Source organism: Aquimarina macrocephali (assembly GCF_051627225.1).
In the GTDB taxonomy this organism is placed as follows: Bacteria; Bacteroidota; Bacteroidia; order Flavobacteriales; family Flavobacteriaceae; genus Aquimarina; species Aquimarina macrocephali.
On sequence record NZ_CP151795.1, the window covers coordinates 30,747 to 51,300 of the forward strand.

Genomic DNA, 20,554 nt, shown 5'->3' on the forward strand with positions numbered 1-20,554 from the left:
AAACATAATCTAAATTTTATAACTTCATATCATCTTAAAAAATTATTAACCTATTAAATTAATTATTATGTACACAAAAATTTTAATCGTGAAAGGCGTCAAAAAGCTAAGTAAAACTGATCAATCTACAATTAAAGGAGCGCACTTTGGTGGTTGTAGGCCAGGTGGTGGATATACAGGTCAAAGTTGTAGTACTTCAGATCAATGCAGGCCTTTTGAACCGGGCTTTCCTGTTTTTTGTTCGCATGGCTGCTGTTATGGTGCTTTTTAGTTGAAAATATGTATAATAATTACGAGGCCTCTTTATTTAGGTAAAGAGGGTTTTTTTATGCAATAAATATTGCATAAAAAAAACCCTTCATAATATTATGAAGGGTTTTCAAGGAAGGCGGCGACCTACTCTCCCACGATTGTAGTACCATTGGCGCTAACGGGCTTAACTTCTCTGTTCGGAATGGTAAGAGGTGAGCCCCGATGCTATAACCACCTTAAGCTTATTCCTGCGTAGGGAAGGAATCTTTTTAACAGATTCGCTAACCTTGGCTAGGAAATTCCCGTCTTCACGGGAATAAATATCTTAACATATTGATTTAATATACGATAAAAGAACACTAAAATTAGCTTGCAAAGCAATTCTCCACTCCGATAGTTGCCTATCGGAGTGTGCGCATAAGCCTATGGGTTATTAGTACTACTCGGCTATGACATTACTGCCTTTACACCTATAGCCTATCAACGTGGTAGTCTCCCACGACCCTTTAAAGAAATCTCATCTTGTGGTGGGTTTCGCGCTTATATGCTTTCAGCGCTTATCCCTTCCGAACGTAGCTACTCTGCAATGCTCCTGGCGGAACAACAGATACACCAGCGGTTCGTCCAACTCGGTCCTCTCGTACTAAAGTCAGATCCACTCAAATTTCTAACGCCCACTGTAGATAGAGACCGAACTGTCTCACGACGTTCTGAACCCAGCTCGCGTGCCACTTTAATGGGCGAACAGCCCAACCCTTGGGACCTTCTCCAGCCCCAGGATGTGACGAGCCGACATCGAGGTGCCAAACCCCCCCGTCGATGTGAGCTCTTGGGGGAGATCAGCCTGTTATCCCCGGAGTACCTTTTATCCTTTGAGCGATGGCCCTTCCATACGGAACCACCGGATCACTATGCTCTACTTTCGTACCTGATCGAGCTGTATCTCTCTCAGTCAAGCTTGCTTATGCCATTGCACTCTACGCACGATTACCAACCGTACTGAGCAAACCTTTAGAAGCCTCCGTTACTCTTTTGGAGGCGACCACCCCAGTCAAACTACCCACCAAGCACTGTCCATCTCACGATGTTAGGCTTCGAATAAGCAAAGGGTGGTATTTCAACAATGACTCACACACGCCTGGCGACGCATGATCAAAGTCTCCCACCTATCCTACACATTACTTATCCAAAGTCAATACTAAGCTATAGTAAAGGTTCACGGGGTCTTTTCGTCCCACAGCGGGTAACCGGCATCTTCACCGATACTACAATTTCACCGAGCTCATGGCTGAGACAGTGTCCAGATCGTTGCACCATTCGTGCAGGTCGGAACTTACCCGACAAGGAATTTCGCTACCTTAGGACCGTTATAGTTACGGCCGCCGTTTACCGGGGCTTCAATTCAATGCTTCTCCGAAGATAACATCTCCTCTTAACCTTCCGGCACCGGGCAGGTGTCAGGCCATATACATCATATTTCTATTTAGCATAGCCCTGTGTTTTTGATAAACAGTCGCCTGGACCTTTTAACTGCGGCCCATCCGAAGATGGGCGACCCTTCTCCCGAAGTTACGGGTCGATTTTGCCTAGTTCCTTAGCCATGAATCTCTCGAGCACCTTAGAATTCTCATCCCAACTACCTGTGTCGGTTTACGGTACGGGCTGCTTCACTTGTTTTTCTTGGAAGTCGATTCGCTAGATTATCACCTCGACCGTAGTCTTAGTGTACTATCGGGACATTACTGTTCCCTTCAACGCACATTTCCGTCAGTGCGCACTAACTATTCGCCTCCGTCACTTTTAACGTGAGCAGGTACAGGAATATTAACCTGTTGTCCATCCACTACCCCTTTCGGGTTCGCGTTAGGTCCCGACTAACCCTCAGCTGATTAGCATAGCTGAGGAAACCTTAGTCTTTCGGTGTGCGGGTTTCTCGCCCGCATTATCGTTACTTATGCCTACATTTTCTTTTGTAGATGCTCCAGCATACCTCACAGTACACCTTCAACGCCACTACAATGCTCCCCTACCGATATTTCTATCCCATAGCTTCGGTAATATGCTTATGCCCGATTATTATCCATGCCGAACCGCTCGACTAGTGAGCTGTTACGCACTCTTTAAATGAATGGCTGCTTCCAAGCCAACATCCTAGCTGTCTAAGCAGTTCAACCGCGTTTTTTCAACTTAGCATATATTTTGGGACCTTAGCTGATGGTCTGGGTTCTTTCCCTCTCGGACATGGACCTTAGCACCCATGCCCTCACTGCTGGTAAACATTTTATAGCATTCGGAGTTTGTCAGGAATTGGTAGGCGGTGAAGCCCCCGCATCCAATCAGTAGCTCTACCTCTATAAAACTATACCAACGCTGCACCTAAATGCATTTCGGGGAGTACGAGCTATTTCCGAGTTTGATTGGCCTTTCACCCCTACCCTCAGGTCATCCCAAGACTTTTCAACGTCAACGGGTTCGGTCCTCCACTTTGGATTAACAAAGCTTCAACCTGCCCAAGGGTAGATCACACGGTTTCGCGTCTACTACTACTAACTTAATCGCCCTATTCAGACTCGCTTTCGCTTCGGATCCGATGCTGAACATCTTAACCTTGCTAGTAAAAGTAACTCGTAGGCTCATTATGCAAAAGGCACGCCGTCACACATAAATGCGCTCCGACCGCTTGTAAGCGTATGGTTTCAGGATCTTTTTCACTCCCTTATTCAGGGTTCTTTTCACCTTTCCCTCACGGTACTGGTTCACTATCGGTCTCTCAGGAGTATTTAGCCTTAACGGATGGTCCCGCTTGATTCATACAGGATTACACGTGTCCCGCACTACTCAGGATACTACTAAATTAATGATCTTTACTTGTACCAGGCTATCACTGTCTATGGCTCCTCTTTCCAAAGGATTCTAATTCATCACATCTCTTATATCGTAGTCCTACAACCCCACAACTGCCGTAACAATTATGGTTTGGGCTAATCCGCGTTCGCTCGCCGCTACTTACGGAATCACTTTTGTTTTCTTCTCCTCCGGGTACTTAGATGTTTCAGTTCTCCGGGTTCGCCTCCATTGCTGGATACTATATCTTCAATATAGTGGGTTGCCCCATTCGGATATCTACGGATCAATCAGTATGTGCCTGTCCCCGTAGCTTTTCGCAGCTTATCACGTCCTTCTTCGCCTCTGAGAGCCTAGGCATTCCCCATACGCCCTTAATTAGCTTATGCGTCTTGCTTTAACTTGCTCTTTTAGTTTTTGTCGATACTAATAAAGTAACTAAATTAGTATCAACCTCTTTTATGTTCATTAATTGTAAACAATTAATGCTCGTATTTTTAAATCAATATGTCAATGAACGTTTTTCTTATCAAAAATATAAAACTAATGAGTATAAAGACTTTTTCATATCATGAATCCTGTGCTTTATAAACTATCAATCCTTATATCTAAAGAATCGTGGAGAATATCGGAGTCGAACCGATGACCTCCTGCGTGCAAGGCAGGCGCTCTAGCCAGCTGAGCTAATCCCCCATTATTTGAAATTCAGAATGTCGAATTTAGAATTACGAATAATGTGACTTAAACTCTATCTTCTAGAATTTCCTTTTCAATATTTTGTATGAACTTATTTTAACCTCTAATCTGTAATCTACAAATCAAAAATCGTAGTCTAAGGCAGACTCCCTTCGATAAACTCAGGATAAACTTCTTGTCTGTCTTTCGACTTCGTAGTCTCAGGCAGACTCGAACTGCCGACCTCTACATTATCAGTGTAGCGCTCTAACCAGCTGAGCTATGAGACTGTTTGTTAGTAGTGAGTAGTTAGTAATGAGTAGTTAGATCAAAATCTAAAACAATCTTACTTAATACTTAATACACAGTGTACTCAATACTAAAAAAATTATTAATTAACAGCATAAAGACTAAAAGCAACCAAGATACATTCCATCGTATCATTTCTGGTTTCCTTATAAAAGGAAATCTCTAGAAAGGAGGTGTTCCAGCCGCACCTTCCGGTACGGCTACCTTGTTACGACTTAGCCCCAGTTACCAGTTTTACCCTAGGCCGCTCCTTACGGTGACGGACTTCAGGTACTCCCAGCTTCCATGGCTTGACGGGCGGTGTGTACAAGGCCCGGGAACGTATTCACCGGATCATGGCTGATATCCGATTACTAGCGATTCCAGCTTCACGGAGTCGAGTTGCAGACTCCGATCCGAACTGTGATAGGCTTTATAGATTCGCTCCTGGTCACCCAGTGGCTGCTCTCTGTACCTACCATTGTAGCACGTGTGTGGCCCAGGACGTAAGGGCCGTGATGATTTGACGTCATCCCCACCTTCCTCGCGGTTTGCACCGGCAGTCTTGCTAGAGTTCCCGACATGACTCGCTGGCAACTAACAACAGGGGTTGCGCTCGTTATAGGACTTAACCTGACACCTCACGGCACGAGCTGACGACAACCATGCAGCACCTTGTAAATTGCCCGAAGGAAAGTCTATCTCTAAACCTGTCAATCTACATTTAAGCCCTGGTAAGGTTCCTCGCGTATCATCGAATTAAACCACATGCTCCACCGCTTGTGCGGGCCCCCGTCAATTCCTTTGAGTTTCATTCTTGCGAACGTACTCCCCAGGTGGGTTACTTATCACTTTCGCTTAGCCACTCAGACCGAAGTCCGAACAGCTAGTAACCATCGTTTACGGCGTGGACTACCAGGGTATCTAATCCTGTTCGCTACCCACGCTTTCGTCCCTTAGCGTCAATTAATTGTTAGTGATCTGCCTTCGCAATCGGTATTCTGTGTAATATCTATGCATTTCACCGCTACACTACACATTCTAACCACTTCACAATAATTCAAGACTTGCAGTATCAATGGCAATTTTCCGGTTGAGCCGAAAACTTTCACCACTGACTTACAAACCCGCCTACGGACCCTTTAAACCCAATGATTCCGGATAACGCTTGGATCCTCCGTATTACCGCGGCTGCTGGCACGGAGTTAGCCGATCCTTATTCGTAGAGTACCGTCAGAATATTACACGTAATATTGTTTCTTCCTCTATAAAAGTAGTTTACAACCCATAGGGCAGTCTTCCTACACGCGGCATGGCTGGATCAGAGTTGCCTCCATTGTCCAATATTCCTCACTGCTGCCTCCCGTAGGAGTCTGGTCCGTGTCTCAGTACCAGTGTGGGGGATCTCCCTCTCAGGACCCCTATCTATCGTAGCCTTGGTATGCCGTTACCATACCAACTAGCTAATAGAACGCATAGTCATCTTATAGCAATAAATCTTTAATCATAAAACAATGCTGCTTTTTGATACTATAAGGTATTAATCCAAATTTCTCTGGGCTATCCCTTACTACAAGGTAGATTCTATACGCGTTACGCACCCGTGCGCCGGTCGTCAGCGAGTGCAAGCACTCCTGTTACCCCTCGACTTGCATGTGTTAAGCCTGCCGCTAGCGTTCATCCTGAGCCAGGATCAAACTCTTCATCGTTTGTCTTTAAATATTATTCAAAACAATACAACGGAATTATAATCGTATCTCAATATGTTTCTAGTCTTTATTCTCTGTATAAACTATCTCTAGTTATATACGCGCTGTCAATCAATATGTCTATGAACTTTCTTAATCAATAAAGCGATCTTCATCGCTATTAATTATAGCTTGTAAATAAGGAATCGAACCCCATAAATGCTAACTAAAACACCCTAAACCATTACTACTATTTTTATGAACTATGCTTTGTTTCTCTAAGCGGGTGCAAATATACAACCCTTTTTATTTCTACAAAGCTTTTTCTGATTTATTTTTTAAAAAAAATTCTAAGAAAAAAACTAAACCAAATCTCAATGAACTAACAAAACTTAATCCCGTTTTGCAGGGCGCAAACATACAACCCTTTTTTATTCTGACAAGACCTTTTTAATAAAGTTTTTAAAACTTTCTCTTAACCCTAAAATCAAAAAAAATAACCCTCAATGAACTAACAAAACAATATCCCGTTTTGCGGGGGCAAATATAAAAACCTTTTTATTTCTAACAACAACTTTTCTTAACTATTTTGAAACTTTTTTTTAATATCCTGATATTACACCTTTTACATAAACAACAAAATTATAGATGGTATAATACAGTATTATTATCCTTTCTCATATAATCATAAAAGACATTACAAAAAGAGCAGTCAAGCCTCCCTAAAAGCCACGAATATCAACGACTACCCTACCCTACATATATATTATAGTATTAATCTGTTAAATTATATCTTATATATATTGTATGGATTTTATTATCGTATTATCTTTGCTCCTTTAATTAGAAAAAGATGATCAAGATTACGTTACCAGATGGTTCGATTAGAGACTACAATAGCGAAGTTACTGCTATGGATGTTGCAAAAGATATTAGTGAAGGTTTTGCCAGAAATGTAATTTCTGCAAAATTTAACGGAACTACTATCGAAACCTCCACAGAATTAACCACAGATGGTAACCTTGTTTTATTCACATGGAGAGATGATGAAGGTAAAACAGCATTTAGACATTCTACATCTCATGTCTTGGCTCAAGCTCTTGAAGATTTATACCCTGGGGTTAAACTATCTATTGGCCCGGCTATAGATAACGGATTCTATTATGATGTAGATCTGGGGGATCAAGTTATTTCTGAAAAAGATTTTAAAGCTATCGAAGACAAAATGCTTGAAATCGCAAGAGGAAAGCATGATTTCAAAATGAGATCTATTTCTAAAGCTGATGCTTTGGCTAAATACAAAGAAGAGAACAATGAGTATAAGGTTGAGTTAATTGAAAACCTAGAAGATGGCACAATAACATTTTGTGACCACGATACTTTTACTGATTTATGCCGAGGAGGACACATTCCTAACACAGGGCTTATTAAAGCTGTAAAAATTATGAGTGTTGCAGGAGCATATTGGCGTGGTGATGAGAATAATAAACAATTAACAAGAGTTTACGGAACCTCTTTTCCGAAACAAAAAGAATTAAAAGAATATTTAGAATTACTCGAAGAAGCTAAAAAACGGGATCACAGAAAACTAGGTAAAGAACTTGAACTTTTTACTTTTTCTCAAAAAGTAGGTCAAGGATTACCTCTTTGGCTTCCTAAAGGAGCTGCTCTACGTGATCGTTTGGAACAGTTTTTGAAAAAAGCACAGAAGAAAGCTGGTTATGAAATGGTAGTTACACCTCATATTGGTCAAAAAGAATTATATGTAACTTCTGGTCATTATGCAAAATATGGAGAAGATAGTTTTCAACCTATTAACACTCCCGCTGAAGGTGAGGAATTCTTGCTAAAGCCAATGAATTGCCCTCATCATTGTGAGATTTATAATACCAAACCATGGTCGTACAGAGATTTACCTATACGATATGCAGAATTTGGCACCGTATACAGATACGAGCAAAGTGGAGAACTTCACGGGCTTACTCGCGTAAGAGGGTTTACTCAGGATGATGCTCATATTTTTTGTACTCCCGATCAATTAGATCTAGAATTCAAAAAAGTAATTGATTTAGTCTTGTATGTTTTTAGCTCTTTAGGTTTTGAAAATTTTACAGCTCAGGTATCTGTAAGAGATCTAGAAAATCCTGATAAATATATTGGAGATGTAGAAAATTGGGAAAAAGCAGAAAATGCTATTATAAATGCAGCAAAAGATAAAGGGTTAAATTATGTAATCGAAAGCGGAGAAGCTGCTTTTTACGGACCTAAGCTCGATTTTATGGTAAAAGATGCATTAGGCAGAAATTGGCAACTAGGAACTATACAAGTAGATTATAATCTACCTGAGCGTTTTGACCTTACTTATAAGGGTAGTGATAATGAATCTCACAGACCAGTAATGATTCACAGAGCTCCTTTTGGTAGTATGGAACGATTTATTGCTATCTTGCTAGAACATACGGGAGGTAATTTCCCTCTATGGCTAATGCCGGAACAAGCTATTATACTCTCTATCAGTGAGAAATATGAAAAATACTCTGAAAAAGTTTTAAATTTGTTAGAAAATGACGAAATTCGCGCCCTTGCTGATCATAGAAATGAAACAATAGGTAAAAAGATTAGAGAGGCAGAAATGAATAAATTTCCTTATATTATCATTTTAGGGGAACAAGAAGAGAGAGACAACACCATATCTGTTCGCAAACATGGTGGTGAAGATTTAGGAGCTATATCAATTGAAGAGTTTTCTAAAATAATAAAAGAAGAAATTAAAAGAACGCTAAAACCGTTTAATGGATAACGATAAATTAAGTTTAATTTAAAATTTTAAGTCATAGCAATAAGAAGAAGAAGGTCTCAAAAACCACTGAGAGTAATCAAAGAAGATGCACACAAAATCAATCATAAAATTCGTGTTGATGAAGTGCGCCTTGTAGGTGACAATGTAGAAGTTGGTGTTTACCCAACAAAAAAAGCGCTACAACTTGCTGAAGAGCAAGAACTTGATCTTGTAGAAATTTCGCCTAAAGCAGTGCCTCCTGTTTGTAAAATAATGGATTATAAAAAATTCCTTTATGAGCAGAAGAAAAGAGACAAAGCCTTAAAATCAAAGGCGACTAAGGTTGTTATTAAAGAAATTAGATTTGGTCCCAACACCGATGAGCATGATTATGAATTTAAGAAAAAACATGCTATTAAATTTTTATCAGAAGGAGCCAAATTAAAAGCTTACGTCTTTTTTAAAGGACGTTCTATCATATACAAAGATCAAGGTCAAATTCTACTGCTTAGATTAGCACAAGAGTTAGAAGAGTATGGTAAAGTAGAACAAATGCCAAAACTCGAAGGTAAACGAATGATTATGTTTATCGCTCCAAAAAAATAAGAAATTCCTATTATAAGGAATAATTAAGATAATAAGTGAGATTATAAAAACAAGGATACAATGCCTAAAATGAAAACAAAATCCAGTGCAAAGAAGCGTTTTAAGCTTACCGGTACTGGTAAAATCAAAAGAAAGCACGCTTTTAAGAGTCATATTTTGACAAAAAAATCTAAAAAACGTAAGCTTGCCTTAACGCACGCAACATTAGTGCACAAAAGCGATGAAAATAGTATTAAAGAACAATTACGTTTAAAGTAATTCTTTTTTAATCAGGTTAGAATTAGTATAAACCCAGGAGTTAGGCCTATAAATTTTAGATTCACAATTTTCGAATTAAGATTTAAAGTTTAAAAGATCAAGTGTCGATTGTCGACCGCCTACTACTAAAAAATTTAAATTATGCCAAGATCAGTAAATTCTGTTGCTAAAAGAGCTAGAAGAAAAAAAGTTCTCAAGCAAGCAAAAGGTTATTTCGGACGTCGTAAAAACGTTTGGACAGTAGCGAAAAATGCGGTTGATAAAGCGATGCAATACTCGTATAGAGACCGTAGAGCAAAAAAGAGAACTTTCCGTGCATTATGGATTACTCGTATTAATGCGGGTGCCCGTTTACATGGTATGTCTTATTCTCAATTTATGGGAAAAATAAAAGCTAATAATATCGAATTAAACCGTAAGGTTCTTGCCGATTTAGCGATGAACAACCCAGAAGCTTTTCAAGCAATTGTAGAAAAAGTAAAGTAATTCTTTTAGTAAAATAATACAATCTCACTTATAAAAAATCCTGCTTTTGAAGCAGGATTTTTTTTATACCTAACATTTAAGACATAATGCATTTCATCGTAAAAAAACAGCATTTAATCCGTTAAAAAGAATAAAGATTGGTATTTTTTCATTACTTTTAAGAAAACTGAATAGATATGAAAAAAAAACACTTTTTGCTTATATCAACTTTACTTTTAATAAGCCAGGGATTACTGGCACAAGATCATACTACACATTCTAATAATAGCAATTTAGGAGCAGAGCAAATTTTTGGTCTTTTAGAAATGCCTTTTCTTGCCATTGCACTTGTGTTTAGTTTTCTTACAGCAACAAAGTTAAAAGGAGGGAAATTTGGATCAGGAATGACGCTACTTGCTTGGGGGTTTGTAGTTATGGCTCTTGGACATCTCCATATGCAGATAGCTCATATCTTTGGCTATAATATTTTCAAGAATATATTTGGAAATACTTTTGGCAACTACATTTGGTTTATCGCACTAATTCTGACATGGGGTTTATCAGCATTAGGCTTTTACAAAATATATAAAGCTAGCAAAATATGACCCTAGATGATCTTAAAATGGTTTAAAAGAATAACGACCGCCAAGAAAACCAGTCCTCAAAAAAGCCAAGAAGAGCAAGAAATTATTGATCTAATTGATTTTCTTTGGAAAGAGATTGACATATCTAAGAATACTTCTAATCTAAAAATAAAAGTTACAGCTTTTAGAGAATTTTCTTATGTAAAAAAAATTGAATTTTTACCAGAACTATACTTATTTCTAGAAGAGTATATTACAGAAAAAAATACGGTACGCCGGCCTAGCAAACAATTTGTGCGTAATCAAATTATAGAAAGGTATAATTCTGTATTCAAACACACATCTTTCAAATTAATATTTGATCCATTAAAAGAACAAGAATTAATCTTATGTAAAGTTTTTCTCTCTAAAGTATTAGAGAAATCTTCAGAACTGATTGGTAGTTATAATGATACTAAAATTATTCAGATCAAAAAATATCTGAATACTCCATATGATTTTCGAACTATTGACCTAATCAAGGAGAGAAAAAACCTATTAGAGTTTTCTAATCAGATTTTTCTTAAAATCAAAAACAGTTTAGGTATAAACGCAATTACTAATATCTATTTACTTATCTATAAAAAGCATTTTCAATCTTATCATTTATTAGACTCATTTACTGCAACACTAAATGTAATTCCCGAAGAAATTCTTGCTAAAGATCTTATCAATTTCCCTAGTAAACAACAAATGCATAAGATGCTGCAGAAACAGCTCTATAGCCTAGAGGAAATCAATGAAAGGCTTACCGAAGAAGTTATTGAGAGAAAAAAAGTAGAGGAAGAATTAAAATATAGTGAGCATTTAAACACAACTATTTTAGAGACAGCAATGGATGGTGTTGTTTTGGTAAATAGTAAGGGAATTGTATTAAATTGGAACAAACAAGCAGAAAACATACTAGAGCTAAAAAGAGAAGAAACGATTGGTCACAGTATCTACTCATTAGTCCCATATAAGCTTAGACAAGAGTTAAAAAGGAGTTTTAGCAACTATATACATACCGGAGACGATGAACTGATCAATAAAAGAGTAGAAACCTCGGTAAATAGAAAAAATGGTTCTATTGTATATATAGAACTTACAGTCATTGCTATTGAAACCAAAGATGATTATCTTTTCAACGGTTTTTTCAGAGATATAACAAATCGAAAAATTATTGATAATGAAATTAGAGAAGCTAAGGTTATAGCAGAGAAATCTGCTAAGGCAAAAACCGTTTTTCTATCTAATATGAGTCATGAAATCAGGACTCCTCTTAATGTTATTTTGGGACTTACAGGTATTTTACAAAAAAGCAACTTTACAACTTCTCAAATTGACAAAAAAAACTTGGACGGAATTCAATTTTCTGCCGAAAACCTTTTGATATTAATCAATGACATTCTTGATTTTTCTAAAATTGAAGCTGGGAAACTCACATTACATAATACAGATTTTAGTCTTAAGGAATTAATTACTAACATCTCACGTGGTTTTAAAATAAAAGCAGATGAAAAAGGTTTAAAATACACAACGCTTATTGACCCTTCTGTACCTAAATTTATTATTGGAGATCAGCTTAGGCTAAATCAAATTCTAATCAACCTAATAGGTAATGCAATAAAGTTCACTCAAACCGGTGAGATAACGATACAGGTAAAAACAGAAGAATCAAACACAGAAGGAATCACTATCAATTTTTCTGTTAAAGACACAGGAGTTGGTATCCCTGAAGATAAGCTTAAGAATATTTTCGAAAGCTTTTATCAAGTGCACAAACCAGGAAAAAATAAGATAGAAGGAACAGGGCTTGGCCTCTCAATCTCTAAACAACTTATTGAATTACAAGGAGGAATACTTAATGCTGAAAGTAAACCAGGACTCGGGTCCATTTTTGATTTCTCTATTACATATGCTAAAAGTAATTTTAGATCTACAGAAATAAATAAGAAACATACTACTATGTCTGAAAATAACCATAACCTATCCGGGATGAGAGTACTGGTTGTTGAAGACAACAAAATGAATCAGTTCTTTATAAAACAATTATTCTCTAATTGGCATATAGATACGCATATAGCAGATAACGGAATGATTGCATTAGAAAAACTTAAGAGTTTTACCTATGACCTAATACTCATGGACATGCATATGCCGGTAATGGATGGTCCAGAGGCTACAAAAATCATAAGAAGTTCTAATGATGATAAAATTAATAAAATACCTATAATAGCTTGTTCGGCAGATGTGTTCCCAGAATCAAAAAAGAAAGCAATAGAGTCGGGAATGAATTTTTACCTTACTAAACCATTAAGTGAACAAGCTCTTGAAGAAGTACTGTTAAGTATCCAATCAAAAAACTTACAAAACGACACCATTATTTCTAGCAATATTGATAATACCGATACGTCAGAATCTTTAGAAGTTAAAAGACTCTGCGACCTGTCTTTTCTGAAAAAAACTTTTGATAATGATACCGAAATCATTCAGGGAGTTTTACAAATGTTCATTGATGAAACCCCCAAGGATTATCAAAAACTAAAACAGGCCATTGAAGAAAAAAACTGGGACGTGACACAAGAAATCGCTCATAAACTTAAATCCAGTTTTAAAACTATTGGCTTAAAAAATGAAACAGATATTCTACAAAAAATAGAATATTCTTCAAAAGAAAAATTAGAATTTAGTCTACTCAAAGAATACTTTCTGACATTAGATCAATCTTACCTTAAAATCATCGAAGAAATCAATCAGCATATACAAGATTTATCTTCTTAAATACATAAAAAAAGAAAACATTTTTTATTGGCTATTATTATCTTTGCGTTTATGCAAAACCAGATAAAAAGCTTTCAGAATGATAAAATAAAATTTCTTAACCAACTTAAAGAAAAATCGAGAGTTCGCAAAAGAGAGAAACGTTTTATTATTGAAGGTAAACGCGAAATTACATTAGCCATCCAGGGAGGATATACGATCACTCAACTTTATTATTGTTCTTCCATTATTCCTCTTTCAGAAATTTCGACACTAATTACTGCTTCTCAACATCAAATTGAACTGTTTGAGATTACTTCAGAAATATATCAAAAATTAGCCTATAGAACCACAACAGAAGGAGTCTTAGCTATGGCTATTTCAAAAGATATTGACATTAATAATTTCGCACTATCATCAAAAAACTCTTTGATCCTTGTAGCCGAGTCTCCTGAGAAACCTGGTAATATCGGTGCATTATTGCGTACTGCAGATGCTGCTCAATTAGATGCTGTTTTCATTGCAAACCCAAAAACAGATATATACAATCCCAATATTATACGATCTAGCGTTGGATGTATATTCACCAACAAAATAGCAACCGGATCTTCTGGTGATATTATAGACTTCTTAAAAAAGCACAACATAAACATTTATGGAGCGGCATTACAAAAATCAATAGATTATCACACCCAGGATTACACTAATCCCTCTGCTATAGTGGTTGGTACCGAAGCTACAGGATTGAGTGACATTTTTTTAGAAAGCGCAACTCAAAATATTAAAATACCAATGAGTGGCGTAATAGACTCTATGAATGTTTCGGTCGCTGCCGGAATTCTTATTTTTGAAGCAAAGCGTCAACGAGGGTTCACAGTCTAAAAGATTAAAAATAGTACTGAAAATCAATTAAAAATTATTAACTTACCACTTCCTACATATCCCAAATCTTTAAACTACTAATTGCTCTAAACCAATGACCCCCAATTCCCTTTTTTATTTATTAATAGCTATTATTATTATTGTATTTCTAATAGATTCTTTATTAGACATTCTTAATTCTAGACACTATAACAATCAAATTCCCGAAGAACTTACAGACGTTTACCCCGAAGAAGAATATCAGAAATCCATAGCATACAAAGAAGCTAATTTCAAATTTAAATTAGTTTCCTCTACTATTTCATTGTGTATAATGCTTGCATTTTTCTTTTTAGATGGATTTGCCTTAGTAGATACGATATCAAGGAGTATTTCAGATAATTCAATTATAGTTGGTCTTCTTTTTTTTGGAATTATAATGATTGGTAGTGATATTCTCTCTACTCCTGCTACTTACTATAAAATTTTTGTTATTGAAGAAAAATTCGGTTTCAACAAAACCACTACAAAAACCTTTTTTATTGATAAAATAAAAAGCATTATCATGATGATGATTGTAGGAGGAGGACTTTTGGCATTAATTATATGGTTTTATCAAATTACAGGAAACTCTTTTTGGATTTATGCCTGGACATTAGTATCTATATTTACATTGGCAATGAATATGTTTTACGCAAAACTTATTGTTCCAATTTTTAATAAACAAACCCCTTTAGAACCTGGAGAACTAAGAAATACGATTGAAGCTTATTCTAAGAAAGTTGGTTTTCAATTAAAAGACATTTTTGTTATTGATGGTTCTAAAAGAAGTACTAAAGCAAATGCTTACTTCTCTGGTTTTGGAAGTGAAAAAAGAATCACTCTTTATGACACATTAGTCAATGACCTTGATAATGAAGAGATTGTAGCAGTACTAGCACATGAAGTTGGGCATTATAAAAAAAGACATGTGATCGTTAATTTGTTTTTATCCATTGCACTTACAGGTTTAACATTATGGTTTTTATCTCTTTTTATTGCAAATCCACTCCTATCTGAAGCACTTGGAGTAGAAACTCCTTCGTTTCATATTGGGCTTATAGCTTTTGGGATTTTGTATAGTCCGATTTCTGAAATAACGGGGTTAATAATGAATATAGTTTCTAGAGCTTTCGAGTACCAGGCAGATAACTATGCGAAGGAAACTTATAATAACGAAGCCTTAATTAATAGTTTGAAAAAACTTTCAAAAAATAACCTTAGCAACTTAACCCCTCACCCTGCTATGGTATTTATTCATTACTCACATCCTACTCTTTTACAAAGAATTAAAAATCTTAGGAAATAAATCCCTTACTCAAGACTTGGTGGTTACATTTCTTAATTGTATTTTTAATTATTAATGACAAAAAAAATATAGTTTACTCATTAATCTCAAGGCACAATTTTGTCGGTTAATATTACTCGGGGATATCACACACGATACTTAATAGGGCTTTCTTAAAAAACTTTATGTTATGACTGAAGCTGCTATAGATAAAGAAAATAAACAGATTGCTAAGCAATACAAAGAATTGCTTCGTATTAGTTATAGAGACCTTACTAAAGAGGATAAGACACTTATACGACAGGCGTTTGATATTGCTGTTGATGCACATAAAGATCAGCGTCGTAAAAGTGGTGAGGCTTATATTTTTCACCCTATAGCCGTAGCAAAAATTGTAGCTAGTGAAATTGGATTGGATGCTACATCAATTGCAGCTGCATTACTTCATGATGTTGTAGAAGATACAGAATATACCTTGGTCGATATTGAGCAAATGTTTGGCGAAACAGTAGCTCGTATTGTAGATGGTCTTACCAAAATCTCATCTCTTAAAAAGGATAGAGATATTTCTTTACAAGCAGAGAATTTCAGAAAAATGCTTCTTACACTTAATGATGATGTAAGGGTTATTATTATTAAAATTGCCGACCGTTTACACAATATGCAAACGATGGATGCTATGAGGCCAGATAAGCAGGTAAAGATTGCATCTGAGACTTTATATATATACGCTCCTCTTGCTCATCGAATCGGCTTATACAATATCAAAACAGAATTAGAAGATCTGGGATTAAAATATACCGAACCCGAAGTATATAAAGATATTCTGGAAAAAATTAAAGAGAGTAAGGAGGAACAAGATGAGTATATCAAAAAATTCTCTGATCAAATTAGAGAAGGCCTTGATAAAGAAGGGTTAAATTATGAAATAAAAGGAAGACCAAAATCCATTTTTTCGATTCGTAGAAAAATGGTAAAGCAAAACATCGCATTTGACGAAGTATATGACAAATTCGCAATACGAATAATATACAAGTCTGATAATGTAGAGAATGAAAAGTTTATTGCCTGGAAAATATATACTGTGGTAACCGATTATTACAGGCCAAACCCTATTCGATTAAGAGATTGGATTTCTCAACCCAAGTCCACTGGTTATGAAGCTTTACATATAACAGTTATTGGCCCAGACAGCAAATGGGTTGAAGTACAAATTCGTAGTGAGCGTATGCATGAAATTGCTGAAAAAGGATACGCTGCACATTATAAGTATAAGAATACCGAAGAAAAGCAGGATCAAGGATTAGATGGGTGGCTTAATCGGTTACAGGAAGCATTAGAAAATTCTGAAACAAATGCTGTAGATTTTGTAGAAGAATTTAAACTAAACCTTTATGCAAAAGAAATATTTGTCTTTACTCCAGAAGGAGATTTAAAATCATTACCAAAAGGAGCAACTGCACTCGATTTTGGTTTTAGTGTACATACCGAGGTTGGATTAAGAACTAGAGGAGCACGAGTAAATGGTAAATTAGTACCGCTAAGCCACGAGCTTAAAAGTGGTGATCAGGTAGAAATAATTACTTCGACCAAATCAAAACCTTCTTCTAGTTGGCTGGATTATGCCACTACAGCAAGAGCAAGGGCCAAAATTAAATCTGCTTTACGAGACGAGAAAAAACAAATTGCCGAAGATGGCAAAGTCGTTTTAAAACGTAAACTTCGCTCTCAGAAAATAACAATGAGCGAAAAAGTGGTTAACGAACTTGTACTTTATTTTAAACTTAAAACAAGTTTGGATCTATTCTATAGAGTAGGCATAGGAACTATTGACAATCAAAAAATCAAAGAGTTCGCTACTACTCGAAGTAATGTCTTCATGAATTTTATCAAAAATAGAATTCGAAGAGGTAATATTAAAGACGTCAATAAAGATGAAATTACATCTAAATACGATCTTCTTGTTTTTGGAAAAGATTCAGAAAAACTAGAATACAAATTATCAAATTGTTGTAATCCAATTCCTGGAGATGATGTTTTTGGTTTTATAACAGTTAATGAAGGCATAAAAGTTCATAAAAATAATTGTCCGAATTCGTTACAGTTACAAAGCAACTATGCTTATCGTATTATTCCTGCGAAGTGGATTGACTCTAGTCAAGAAGAATTCAAGGCTGTAATAAGGCTTAACGGCATTGACAATATTGGAGTAGTAAATGAGGTAACTCAAATTATTTCAAACAATATGAGTCTTGCCATATACAATATGAATTTTGATACTAATGATGGAGTTTTTACCGGTAAAATAACAGTTGGTGTTAAAAATAAAAATACCTTGAAAACAGTTATGAAAAATCTTTCAAAAATAAGTGGTATTGATAAAGTGGTAAGAGAATAAAAACCTGGTATTTTTATTCTAAAAAGAATAATGAATTAAGAATTATACTATTCTATAAAGATTCTTTTTTATGATAAGGTCAGTTCAAATCAGCTAATTTTAAAAATCCTTAAATAATCGTTTTTAAATCAGAGTCTCACTAATAAAAAATAATGTAACTTTGCGTTTTTAAACGTATGAGTACTAAAGCAACTACACAAAACGACCAGATAATCGTTAAAAATGTTTTCACCAGTTTCTTAGAAGAAAATGGTCATAGAAAAACACCCGAAAGATACGCTATACTTCAAGAGATTTACGAAAGTGATGAGCATTTTGATATAGAATCATTATACATCAAAATGAAAAATAAAAACTATAGGGTAAGCCGTGCCACACTTTATAATACTATAGAACTTTTATTAGACTGTAAACTAGTTAGAAAACATCAGTTCGGACAAAATCAAGCTCAATACGAAAAATCATATTTCGACAGGCAACATGATCATCTAATTTTAACTGATACAGGGGATGTATTAGAATTTTGTGATCCTAGAATTCAATCTATAAAAAAAACAATAGAAGAAATTTTTGATGTAGATATTACAAATCATTCTTTGTATTTCTACGGAACTAAAAAAAACCCAACTAATAAAGATAACTAATGGCGGTAAACTTATTACTTGGTCTTCAATGGGGAGACGAAGGGAAAGGAAAAATTGTAGACGTTCTTACAAAAGATTATAATATTATTGCACGATTTCAAGGTGGACCCAATGCCGGTCACACTTTAGAATTTGATGGAATCAAACATGTGTTGCATACTATTCCTAGTGGAATTTTTCATGACAAGGCCATTAATTTGGTTGGAAATGGTGTCGTAATAGACCCTGTGATTTTTAAAAAAGAATTAGATAATCTTAATAAATTTAATTTAGATTATAAATCCAAATTATTAATTTCTAGAAAAGCCCACCTAATTCTTCCTACACATAGGATTCTGGATGCTGCTTCTGAAGCTTCTAAAGGAAAAGCAAAAATAGGCTCTACTTTAAAAGGGATTGGTCCTACATATATGGACAAAACTGGTAGAAATGGTATTAGAGTTGGAGATTTAGAATTAAATGACTGGAAAGAACGTTACCGTGCTTTAGCTAATAAGCACGAAGCAATGATTGATTTTTATGATTCCAAAATAGAATACGATCTTGTAGAATTAGAGAATGAATTCTTTGAAGCGGTTAAAGTTTTAAAAACACTTACTTTTATTGATAGTGAAGAATATCTTCATCAGGCACAAAAAGAAGGAAAAACAATTTTAGCTGAAGGGGCACAAGGATCTTTATTAGATATAGATTTTGGCACGTATCCTTTTGTAACTTCATCAAATACTACCGCAGCAGGAGCATGTACAGGCCTAGGTATTGCACCAAATAAGATCAAAGATGTTTTTGGTATATTCAAAGCATACACTACTCGAGTTGGTAGTGGACCGTTCCCTACCGAATTATTTGATCAAGATGGAGAAACAATGGCGCAAGTTGGTCATGAATTTGGGGCTACCACAGGTAGACCAAGAAGATGTGGATGGCTAGATCTTGTAGCTCTGAAATATGCCGTACATGTAAACGGAGTAACAAAATTAATGATGATGAAAGGCGATGTACTAAGTGGGTTTAAAACCTTAAAAATATGTACCGCTTATAAATACCAAGGTAAAACAATTACTCATTTACCTTACAATATAGAACCTGAAAATGTAACTCCGGTCTATACCGAAATGAAAGGCTGGTCTGAAGACCTTACTGGAATGACAGATCCTTCTCAATTACCTAAAGAGTTAAATGAATATATTTCGTTTTTAGAAAAAGAATTAGAAACACCAATTACGATTGTTTCTGTAGGACCAGATAGAACGCAAACCATACACAGGTAAAAAATAGTGTTATAAAAAAATAAGAGTGCTTGTAAAAACAAGCACTCTTATTTTTTTATATATACTCTATTAATTTCCCAAATAAATAAAAGTATTAATTACCAGATAAGGTTGATAGCGATCAAAAGATTGATTTGTTCCTCCACTATTTAGTGTTACATTATGGTTATGATTACCTGCATTACCTGTATTTGTATTTCCTCCGGCTAATAAAATTCTTCTATTAGCATCTACCCCATTTTGCACACGTTGATTAGAAAAAAAACCAGCAAAACCATGTCTATGATTCCCTCTGGTTGTAGTTGTACCTGTAAAATCCACATTAGGTAAATTTGCCTGAACTAAGGTTGTATTTGCCTGGCCTCCTGTATCTCCAATATTTTCTCCTCCTGCGGGATGTTTTAAGACTCTATCTGTTGCATTGGGTAAGTTTGTAGCAAATCCTAAACTAGTTGCAACTGCTTGAGCAGTAGCCGAAAGTGTTGCAGTACTACGACCATCTAAAATATACCATCCACCATGATCTGCAGTAACAACACTAAATTTCACATCTCCATCTGATGCTGATTCATTTGCAGCAACCCATTTTGTTCCATCCCAGTAATATATCTTATCATCTGTAGTATTATACACTATGGACCCTTCATTAGGGGTTGCAATACCATTCATTTCGGCAGTAGTAACATTAGGCAGCCCTAATATAGAATTCCTATCTACCTGAGAATAAAAAAAATGGGATATAAAAATGAAAATTAAAAATAGTTTTGCTCTCATATAGTTACTTCTTTCGCCATAAATATATAAAACCAAAAACACTTATTAGAAAATAAATC

The 20,554-nt window shown here is 35.7% G+C and carries 13 protein-coding genes, 2 tRNA genes and 3 rRNA genes; 12 read left to right on the top strand and 6 right to left on the bottom strand.

Translation table 11 applies throughout. The features are described from left to right. Window positions 1–67: 67 nt before the first annotated feature. Window positions 68–271 carry a hypothetical protein gene (locus AAFU52_RS00140; protein WP_106794550.1) on the top strand — a complete coding sequence of 68 codons (204 nt, stop codon included), beginning with the start codon at window positions 68–70 and terminating at the stop codon, window positions 269–271. Between the two features lie 112 nt (window positions 272–383). Here AAFU52_RS00140 and rrf read toward each other — a convergent pair. From rrf to AAFU52_RS00165, 5 genes are all read right to left on the bottom strand, one after another. Beyond that, a 5S ribosomal RNA gene (gene rrf, locus AAFU52_RS00145) occupies window positions 384–491 on the bottom strand. A 174-nt stretch (window positions 492–665) separates the two neighbouring features. Beyond that, window positions 666–3,485, bottom strand: a 23S ribosomal RNA gene (locus AAFU52_RS00150). A 230-nt stretch (window positions 3,486–3,715) separates the two neighbouring features. Next, window positions 3,716–3,789 (bottom strand) — tRNA-Ala (locus AAFU52_RS00155). Between the two features lie 198 nt (window positions 3,790–3,987). Further along, window positions 3,988–4,061: transfer RNA gene (locus AAFU52_RS00160), tRNA-Ile, on the bottom strand. A gap of 185 nt (window positions 4,062–4,246) precedes the next feature. Further along, window positions 4,247–5,768: ribosomal RNA gene (locus AAFU52_RS00165) — 16S ribosomal RNA — on the bottom strand. Together the 16S, 23S and 5S rRNA genes with 2 tRNA genes alongside form the textbook arrangement of a ribosomal RNA operon. An 832-nt stretch (window positions 5,769–6,600) precedes the next feature. Between AAFU52_RS00165 and thrS the strand changes: the two genes are divergently transcribed. The 11 genes from thrS to AAFU52_RS00220 all read left to right on the top strand — a co-directional run bounded on the left by thrS (window position 6,601) and on the right by AAFU52_RS00220 (window position 19,721). Continuing rightward, a complete protein-coding gene (gene thrS / locus AAFU52_RS00170; protein WP_438424556.1) occupies window positions 6,601–8,547 on the top strand; it encodes a threonine--tRNA ligase in 1,947 nt (648 codons plus the stop codon). 66 nt (window positions 8,548–8,613) lie between these two features. Then, on the top strand, window positions 8,614–9,132 hold the full coding sequence (gene infC / locus AAFU52_RS00175; protein ID WP_084050423.1) for a translation initiation factor IF-3: 519 nt from the start codon (window positions 8,614–8,616) through the stop codon (window positions 9,130–9,132). Between the two features lie 60 nt (window positions 9,133–9,192). Continuing rightward, window positions 9,193–9,390, top strand: coding sequence for a 50S ribosomal protein L35 (gene rpmI, locus AAFU52_RS00180; RefSeq protein ID WP_024771193.1), 198 nt, complete (start codon window positions 9,193–9,195; stop codon window positions 9,388–9,390). A gap of 141 nt (window positions 9,391–9,531) precedes the next feature. After that, the gene (gene rplT, locus AAFU52_RS00185; RefSeq protein ID WP_024771194.1) at window positions 9,532–9,876 is read left to right on the top strand and encodes a 50S ribosomal protein L20; all 345 of its coding nucleotides are present in this window, start codon (window positions 9,532–9,534) and stop codon (window positions 9,874–9,876) included. A gap of 176 nt (window positions 9,877–10,052) precedes the next feature. Then, complete coding sequence (locus AAFU52_RS00190; protein ID WP_024771195.1) at window positions 10,053–10,460, top strand: hypothetical protein; 408 nt, start codon at window positions 10,053–10,055, stop codon at window positions 10,458–10,460. 6 nt (window positions 10,461–10,466) lie between these two features. Continuing rightward, window positions 10,467–13,241 (top strand): ATP-binding protein, encoded by a 2,775-nt coding sequence (locus AAFU52_RS00195; protein WP_438424560.1) that lies wholly within the window; start codon window positions 10,467–10,469, stop codon window positions 13,239–13,241. Between the two features lie 51 nt (window positions 13,242–13,292). Continuing rightward, the gene (locus AAFU52_RS00200; protein ID WP_438424562.1) at window positions 13,293–14,102 is read left to right on the top strand and encodes a TrmH family RNA methyltransferase; all 810 of its coding nucleotides are present in this window, start codon (window positions 13,293–13,295) and stop codon (window positions 14,100–14,102) included. A 94-nt stretch (window positions 14,103–14,196) separates the two neighbouring features. Next, complete coding sequence (locus AAFU52_RS00205) at window positions 14,197–15,429, top strand: M48 family metallopeptidase (protein ID WP_438424564.1); 1,233 nt, start codon at window positions 14,197–14,199, stop codon at window positions 15,427–15,429. 169 nt (window positions 15,430–15,598) lie between these two features. After that, on the top strand, window positions 15,599–17,806 hold the full coding sequence (locus AAFU52_RS00210; protein ID WP_438424565.1) for a RelA/SpoT family protein: 2,208 nt from the start codon (window positions 15,599–15,601) through the stop codon (window positions 17,804–17,806). Between the two features lie 176 nt (window positions 17,807–17,982). Continuing rightward, window positions 17,983–18,450: a Fur family transcriptional regulator gene (locus AAFU52_RS00215; protein WP_438424567.1), complete on the top strand. Its 468-nt coding sequence runs from the start codon at window positions 17,983–17,985 to the stop codon at window positions 18,448–18,450. Beyond that, complete coding sequence (locus tag AAFU52_RS00220) at window positions 18,450–19,721, top strand: adenylosuccinate synthase (RefSeq protein WP_438424569.1); 1,272 nt, start codon at window positions 18,450–18,452, stop codon at window positions 19,719–19,721. Before AAFU52_RS00215 ends, AAFU52_RS00220 begins: the two co-directional genes overlap by 1 nt. 69 nt (window positions 19,722–19,790) lie before the next feature. Here AAFU52_RS00220 and AAFU52_RS00225 read toward each other — a convergent pair whose 3' ends face one another. Then, window positions 19,791–20,495: a hypothetical protein gene (locus tag AAFU52_RS00225; protein WP_024771202.1), complete on the bottom strand. Its 705-nt coding sequence runs from the start codon at window positions 20,493–20,495 to the stop codon at window positions 19,791–19,793. Between the last annotated feature and the right edge of the window lie 59 nt (window positions 20,496–20,554).

What these genes read in the sequence shown, in the direction of transcription:
- AAFU52_RS00225 (WP_024771202.1), bottom strand. Translation starts at nt 20,495, where the DNA reads ATGAGAGCAAAACTATTTTTAATTTTCATTTTTATATCCCATTTTTTT.
- AAFU52_RS00220 (WP_438424569.1), top strand. Translation starts at nt 18,450, where the DNA reads ATGGCGGTAAACTTATTACTTGGTCTTCAATGGGGAGACGAAGGGAAA.
- AAFU52_RS00215 (WP_438424567.1), top strand. Translation starts at nt 17,983, where the DNA reads ATGAGTACTAAAGCAACTACACAAAACGACCAGATAATCGTTAAAAAT.
- AAFU52_RS00140 (WP_106794550.1), top strand. Translation starts at nt 68, where the DNA reads ATGTACACAAAAATTTTAATCGTGAAAGGCGTCAAAAAGCTAAGTAAA.
- rpmI (WP_024771193.1), top strand. Translation starts at nt 9,193, where the DNA reads ATGCCTAAAATGAAAACAAAATCCAGTGCAAAGAAGCGTTTTAAGCTT.
- AAFU52_RS00195 (WP_438424560.1), top strand. Translation starts at nt 10,467, where the DNA reads ATGATCTTAAAATGGTTTAAAAGAATAACGACCGCCAAGAAAACCAGT.
- thrS (WP_438424556.1), top strand. Translation starts at nt 6,601, where the DNA reads ATGATCAAGATTACGTTACCAGATGGTTCGATTAGAGACTACAATAGC.
- AAFU52_RS00190 (WP_024771195.1), top strand. Translation starts at nt 10,053, where the DNA reads ATGAAAAAAAAACACTTTTTGCTTATATCAACTTTACTTTTAATAAGC.
- AAFU52_RS00200 (WP_438424562.1), top strand. Translation starts at nt 13,293, where the DNA reads ATGCAAAACCAGATAAAAAGCTTTCAGAATGATAAAATAAAATTTCTT.
- AAFU52_RS00205 (WP_438424564.1), top strand. Translation starts at nt 14,197, where the DNA reads ATGACCCCCAATTCCCTTTTTTATTTATTAATAGCTATTATTATTATT.
- rplT (WP_024771194.1), top strand. Translation starts at nt 9,532, where the DNA reads ATGCCAAGATCAGTAAATTCTGTTGCTAAAAGAGCTAGAAGAAAAAAA.
- AAFU52_RS00210 (WP_438424565.1), top strand. Translation starts at nt 15,599, where the DNA reads ATGACTGAAGCTGCTATAGATAAAGAAAATAAACAGATTGCTAAGCAA.